4 protein-coding genes and 4 pseudogenes are annotated in these 6,215 nt (G+C 68.3%); 6 read left to right on the top strand and 2 right to left on the bottom strand.

Annotated features, from left to right (window positions below):
- Nucleotides 1-900 (bottom strand): Ig-like domain-containing protein (locus KVT44_RS33550; protein WP_254650218.1); only part of this gene is annotated, 900 nt, incomplete at its 3' end.
- 489 nt (nt 901-1,389) lie between these two features.
- On the opposite strand from KVT44_RS33550, the pseudogene KVT44_RS60655 reads away from it, so the two are divergent.
- Together KVT44_RS60655 and KVT44_RS58540 are read left to right on the top strand one after the other, a co-directional pair.
- Nucleotides 1,390-1,781, top strand: a pseudogene (locus tag KVT44_RS60655) (IS630 family transposase); the annotation flags it as partial.
- A gap of 21 nt (nt 1,782-1,802) precedes the next feature.
- A pseudogene (locus tag KVT44_RS58540) lies at nt 1,803-2,158 on the top strand (cytidine deaminase); the annotation flags it as partial.
- A 21-nt stretch (nt 2,159-2,179) separates the two neighbouring features.
- Here the strand turns inward: KVT44_RS58540 and KVT44_RS33540 are convergent.
- A pseudogene (locus tag KVT44_RS33540) lies at nt 2,180-3,169 on the bottom strand (aldo/keto reductase).
- 236 nt (nt 3,170-3,405) lie between these two features.
- Here KVT44_RS33540 and KVT44_RS58535 point away from each other — a divergent pair.
- From KVT44_RS58535 to KVT44_RS33520, 4 genes and pseudogenes are all read left to right on the top strand, one after another.
- Nucleotides 3,406-3,543 (top strand): annotated as a pseudogene (locus KVT44_RS58535) (TetR family transcriptional regulator); the annotation flags it as partial.
- 10 nt (nt 3,544-3,553) lie between these two features.
- Nucleotides 3,554-4,174, top strand: a complete 621-nt coding sequence (locus KVT44_RS33530; RefSeq protein ID WP_308314185.1) for a sigma-70 family RNA polymerase sigma factor — start codon at nt 3,554-3,556, stop codon at nt 4,172-4,174.
- Nucleotides 4,175-4,199: 25 nt separating this feature from the next.
- Nucleotides 4,200-4,979, top strand: a complete 780-nt coding sequence (locus KVT44_RS33525) for a zf-HC2 domain-containing protein (protein ID WP_217571020.1) — start codon at nt 4,200-4,202, stop codon at nt 4,977-4,979.
- A gap of 698 nt (nt 4,980-5,677) precedes the next feature.
- Nucleotides 5,678-6,043 (top strand): ATP-binding protein, encoded by a 366-nt coding sequence (locus tag KVT44_RS33520; RefSeq protein ID WP_254650216.1) that lies wholly within the window; start codon nt 5,678-5,680, stop codon nt 6,041-6,043.
- The last annotated feature ends 172 nt before the right edge of the window (nt 6,044-6,215 follow it).

The following is a 6,215-nucleotide window of genomic DNA, read 5'->3' as shown; positions in this document are numbered from 1 at the left end:
GACGGTCGCACCGTTCATGTGGATCTGCCTGAACTTCTCGGAGATGACCATCTGACCGTTGTACGTCGGGTGCTCGGTGCTGCCGGACGAGATCGGGATGGTCTTGATCGTCTTGCCGTCCCGTACGACGGTCATCTGCTTCGTCTTGGCGTCGACCGTGCTGACCTGGCTCCGGCCGATCTTGAACGTGACCGTCTTCTGGATGCCGTGGAGATTGAGCGTGACGGTGACGGTGGAGCCGGGCCTCCAGTAGTTCTCGGGGCGGAAGTCCAGGCGGTCGTCGTTGAACCAGTGGCCGACGACCCGCTGCCCGCTGCTGGAGCTGACCCGGATCTTCGACTCCACGGCGGCCTTGTTGCTGATCGCCCTGTCGAAGTTGACCGTCACCGGCATGCCCACGCCGACGGTCGAGCCGTCCTCGGGGGAGAGGTGCCCGATGAAGTTATTCGCCGGGGAGACCGTGGTGATCGTGGCGTTCCCGGTGGTGGAGCGGCCCTTGGTGTCCTCGGCCTCCGCGGCGATCTGATATCTGGTGGCCCGTTCCAGGCGGCCGTTCGGCTTCCAGGAGGTATGGTCCGCGGACAAGGTGCCCGGAATCTCGGCACCGCTCGCGACGGCGGTCATGGTCACCTTGGTGAGCTTGCCGTTGCTGACGGTGGCTTTGACGGGGTCTTCGATCCCGACGTTGAAGGCACCTTGCCCGGGCGTGATCCTTATTCGGGCGTCGGAAGCATCGGCGGCCGCCTGATCCACCCGCGCCTGCGGTTTCGGGGGATTCCCGGCGTCGTTGCGGCTGGTCGCAGCGCTGCTGGTACCGCCGAGGGCCGTGACTGCGAGTACGCCGCCAAGTACGCCGGCCGTAGCCGCCAGCCCGGCGTGTCGTTTACGTACCGTGATCAAACGCTTCTCCCATGCCACTGGTCTTTGCGTACCTGCGAGCTGATCGCCGGAGGAAGTGCAACTGGCTTGAAACCACTTATAGGCATGCATCTGTCCAGAAATGGGCAAATTGTGGTGAAGGCCACGCGTCGTCGAGACCTTGCTCGACGGCCGGATGGCGTCCAGCCGCTGGCCGGTAACAGCCTTCGAAGAGTTGGGGTGGGATCCGGTGTCAGCGACCGGGTAGCCGTAGGGAGCCGGTCGCTACGCGACGTGCGATCGAGGTGGCGGCGCGCGCCGGGCTCATCGATGAGGTCGATCCGGATGGAGCAGGCTTCCGCCGGACCAGTCACGACGATATGGCCTTCCTCGGCCGGGTCAGCGAGCACCTCACCTGACTCATCGGGTCACGTGGAGAGCCGGATGCCCGGCCAACGGGCACGTCCGGTTCGGCGGGCGGGGACGGGAAGACCGACACCGGCAACGGTGCACGGCGTCCCGTCCCCGACCCAACCGCTCAACCTCCAGCCCCACCCCGGGCGGCAATGGGCCGAGTGCGGCGGCCGGCACAAGGATCCCGACCAGGAACCCCGGCCCCGACGCCGAGCGACCTACACCCGCCCGCACGGGGTCCGGCACCTGTTCGCAGCCTACGACCTGGCCAAGGACAGGCTCTACGGCCACATCAAGTCGAAGAGGAACCGCACGAGGTTCCTGGAGTTCTGCCGCTACCCCGGATCGAGGCCCAGTTCATCGCCTTGCGGTACTTCGCGTTGGACGGCACCGACCACACCAGCCACAAGGAACAGGGCAGCATGATCCGCCGCTACATCATCTGGCGGAACAAGCACACCGCCGATGTTCGCTTGCGCACCCTCGTCACTCGGGTCAACGTCGCCTGACACCTGACGAAGGCAGAGAAGATGACCACGCAGACCCACTACGTCGACCACGAACTCATCCAGGCCGCGGCCCACGTCGCTCGCACTCGCTGCCGGGGCGACAACCACACGATGGCGGCCGCGGCCCGTCCCCAGGACGGCCGGATCGTCACCGCGGTGAACGCCTACCACTTCACGGGGGCCCCTGCGCCGAGCTGGTCCTCATCGGCGCGGCAGCAGCCCACGGCGCCTACGAGCTGGACACGATTGTCGCCGTGGGCGATCGCGACCGGGGGGGTTGTTCCCCGTGCGGCCGGTGCAGTCAGGTCCTCCTCGACTACTTCCCCTCCCTCAAGGTCATCGTCGGCGAAGACGACCGCATCCGAACCGTCCTCATCGTATCGACGCCTTCATCGGTGTCAGCTGCGGAATTCGCTGGATTCGACTCCGTTGATGGTCGCGCCGGCCTGCTGGTAGGAGAGGGCGATGTTCGTGAGGAGGTCGACTGGGAACCCCAGCTGCGGCCGGGTCGCCTCGTCGAGCTCGGCAAGGTGCCGGTCGGGGATGGCCACGTCCAACGAGGTGAGGTTGGCGTCGAGCTGCTCGACAGTGCGGGCCCCGATGATGGTCGAGGTCACCTCGGGCTGCTGCCGGACCCAGGCCAGCGCGACCGCGGCCATCGAGGCCCCCAGCTCCTCGCTGATCCGGCGGAGCAGGTCCAAGGCGCCGAAAGTCTCCTCGCTCAGGTGCCGGGCGGCCTGCCAGGTCCGCCCCGAGCCCGCCGGGGACGCGTTCTCGCGGGTGTACTTGCCGGTCAGTACACCGCTGGCCAGCGGGCTCCACGGAGTGACGCCGAGCCCGAGTTCGCGCGCGACGCCGAACCGTTCGTCCTCCACGGTGCGGCTCAGCAGGGAGTATTCGACCTGGATGGCGGCCACCTGCGCCCAGCCCCGCAGTTCCGCGATGGTCGCCATGCGGGCTACCGCCCAGGCGGGGGTGTCAGACAGCCCGACGTAACGGATCTTCCCGGCCCGGACCAGGTCGTCCAGGGTCGAGAGCGTCTCGTCCAGCGGGGTGTGCCGATCCCAGTTGTGCTGCCAGTACAAGTCGATGTAGTCGGTGCCCAGGCGGCGCAGCGGGCCCTCGACCTACTGCATGATCGCTTTGCGGCCGGCACCGCCGCCGTTCTGGTCGCCGGGGAACATGCCACCCGTGAATTTGGTCGCGATCACCAGCCGGTCGCGCAGTCCTCGGTGCTTGTCCAAGTACGCGCCGATGGTCTCCTCGGAGCGGCCTCCGTTGTAGACGTTGGCGGTGTCGATGAAGTTGCCGCCGACAGCGAGGTAGCGGTCCAGGAGGGCGGTGGACGTCTGGTCGTCGGCGCCCCGGTCGGCGTCGCCGAAGGCCAATCCCCCAAGGTGATCGGGCTGACCCGCAGACCGGAGCGGCCCAGCGTACGGAACGAGTTCAACTGCATGAGTGTGGTCCCTTCGGTGGAGCGCCCCGGGGCGAGGCGTGTTGTCGGATGCGCCTCATCGGATGCGTGACGTGCGACAGCGATGGCGCATCGCAATGCCCAGGTGGAAGGCGTGTGTCTTGCAGTGGACGACAGAACTGAAGACATCGCCGCAGCCGAGGCCTCAACACAGACTTTGAGCGCATCGCCGAGGAGGCGGGCGTGGGCAGCGGCACCCTGTACCGGAACTTCCCAGTAACGCCGCAAGGACGTGCCACCCGCGGCACTCACAAGCGTGACCGGCGCCGAGCTGCTCGTGCAGGATAAAGCGGCGCATATGCATGATGATCGTCTTATGTCCTGGAGTTCCCGAAAGCGTGGTCCAAGGACCGATCCGGATCGCTCCGCGCACCGTGTCTCTGATAGAGGGACCCTTTCGACCGTAGATGAGGAACTGCTGCGCACTCTGTACGCGGAGCACGCAGGAGCCCTGTTCCACTACGTGCTGCGACTAACCTCAGGAGACTGGCAATGGGCAGAGGACGTGGTGCAGGAGACACTGCTGCGAGCGTGGCAGCATCCCGCCGCGTTCGACCCCGCACGCGGCCCGGCCCGGGCATGGCTGTGTACGGTCGCCCGGCACCTGGTCATCGACGTCCACCGGGCCCGGCAGGCCAGACCGGCCGAGGCCGGCGGCGATGTGCTGGACCGAGCCGCCGAGCAGAAACCGGGCAAGGACGAGATCGAGCAGGCCCTGCAGAGCTGGGCGGTTGCCGATGCCATCCGAACGCTGTCGCCGGACCATCGCGCGATCCTGCTGGAGACCTACTACCGGGGCCGGACCATGGCGGAGGCCGCCCGGGTGCTGGGCATCCCGCTAGGCACCGTGAAGTCGCGGACGTACTACGCCCTGCACGCCCTGCGGCTGGCGCTGCAGGAACGGGGGATCGAGCCATGACCGTGGCGGGCAGGGGGCGGTGACCATGAGTGCGGAGCACGACGCCCTCCGGCTGACGCTGGGAGGATACGTCCTGGGCACGCTACCCCCGGCGGAAATGGAACAGGTGCGCGTCCACCTCGCGGCATGCGCCGAATGCCGGGCCGAACACGTCCAGCTGGCGGGATTGCCTGCGCTGCTGGCGACGGTGACCGAAGCCGAAGCCTCAGGCCAGACGGTGCCGACGGCCGACAGGGACCTGACCGACCGGCTGGTGGCACGGGCAGCCGAAAGCGCGCAGGGCTCCCTGCCCGAACGGCCCGCCGCGCCCGCGGTGTCGCAGACGCCAGAGGGGGGTGTGCTGGAGAGGCTGCTCCAGCAGGCCGCGGCCCGGCGCCGCAAGTCCTGGCGCCTGCAACTGGCCGGCGCTGCAGTCTCGCTGACGCTCATCGCGGCAGCGGCCGGCGGCACGTGGCTGGCGGCTGCCGGATCCGTGGGCAGTCAGGCGAAGCCACCCGGGCCGGCTACCTGGCGCACTTTCTCCGGAAGCGATCCCACCACCGGCGTCACCGCCTCGGTCAAGGTCTCGCCCTCTGCCTGGGGCAGTCTCCTGCAGATCTCCGCCAGGAAGGCACCCGCCGGAATCACCTGCCGGCTGCAGGCGGTCGGGCCCGGCGGGGCCAGGGCGGACGGCGCTACCTGGCGGGCAGGCGAGTACCCTCCCGGCACCACGATCCCAGGAGCGGTCGCCATGGCTCCGGGAGCCATCGAGCACTTCGAGATCCTCGCAGGCAACGGTCAGAAGCTGGTCACCATTCGGGCGTGAGGCCAGGCCGTGGCGGTCATGTCACGGGACGGCCCGGCCGCCCAGTGACATGACGACAGCAGCCGGGCGTGAGCGCATGGTGACACAAGAGGCCAAGAAGACGTCGCCTTCGAAAGGCCGGGCCCTCAGCGGAGAGGGGCCCCGGGCAGTCGACAACAACCGGGCGGCCTCAAGACCGGTGGACCGGGTGAGTGGGCCGACAGGGCGTGCACAACTCTACTTTTTCCCCGAAGTCCGTACAGCCCGGAGAAGAGGATCCAGCACGTCTGCACGCCGAGGACCGCGACCCAGCCGAGATGCGGACAGGGATGTCCGTCCCGCTCTACGGCGTGACGCTCCCGCAGGGCCGTCCGGAAGACCACGGGCGAGGGGACCGAGCTGCCGGCGCCCGGTCCGGCCGTGCGGCAGCGAGCTCTGGGCAGAGGCGGCTGAGCCCAGCCAGGCGCCGACATTGACTTGACTCGCAAGAATCCGAACAAAAGAGGCGAATAGCTCGAACCGTCCGGCATGCGTCGTCCGTGGAACTGAATGAGCGCGCCCTTGCAGGATCAGGATCCGGCCTACCGACCGCCCCCGAAATTATTTGCGGTCACCCCGTTCCGGTCTCAGCCAATCCACAGAAGAGCCAGAAGACCATGTTTGTGACCGATTCCGCCAGCCCGACTTCACTGCTTGGCCGGCCCTGCCGCCGCCAGGCAATGCGCACCCTGCCGGCGCAGGAGGCGCACGTCTCCGCCGCCCGTCACTTCGCGGCCGATTTGCTGGAGACCTGGAGTGTGCCCACAAGCGAGCGGGACTCCGCCGTTCTCATCGTCGACGAACTCGCCGCCAACGCCGCCCAGTACGGCCATGAGCGCATGACCCTGCTGCTCGCCCTCGACCACGACACTCTGCACATTGTGGTCACTGACTCCGGCGCGGCCGTGGAACGCCATCACCCCGACATCGCCCCCGACGAACACGGCCGTGGCACCGGCATCGTCCAGTACCTCGCCCAGTCGACCGAGATCCACCAGACACGCAGCGGCCGCGAAGTCCGCGCCTGCCTGAGGTGCTCGCCATGACCGGACCGTACGCTCCGCACGAACTGCGACCCCCTGCCGGGGCCGGCACTGCAGCACAGCGACGGGCTACCGGGGGCGGCCGCGGCGCCGGGTCACCCGACGCCCCCGCCGAGTGGGTCTTCGCGACCCACAAGCCGTGCCCCACCGACGGCCGCCCGGGCCCGGTCCACGT

The sequence above is a fragment of the Streptomyces sp. GbtcB7 genome (genome assembly GCF_019091445.1).
GTDB classification, from domain to species: domain Bacteria; phylum Actinomycetota; class Actinomycetes; order Streptomycetales; family Streptomycetaceae; genus Streptomyces; species Streptomyces mirabilis.
Note: the sequence above shows the minus strand (reverse complement) of the source record. Positions and strands in the feature narration are given on the sequence as shown.

Excerpts from the sequence above, each read along its gene's own strand:
- KVT44_RS33525 (WP_217571020.1), top strand. The coding sequence starts at position 4,200 with ATGAGTGCGGAGCACGACGCCCTCCGGCTGACGCTGGGAGGATACGTC.
- KVT44_RS33520 (WP_254650216.1), top strand. The coding sequence starts at position 5,678 with ATGCGCACCCTGCCGGCGCAGGAGGCGCACGTCTCCGCCGCCCGTCAC.
- KVT44_RS33530 (WP_308314185.1), top strand. The coding sequence starts at position 3,554 with ATGCATGATGATCGTCTTATGTCCTGGAGTTCCCGAAAGCGTGGTCCA.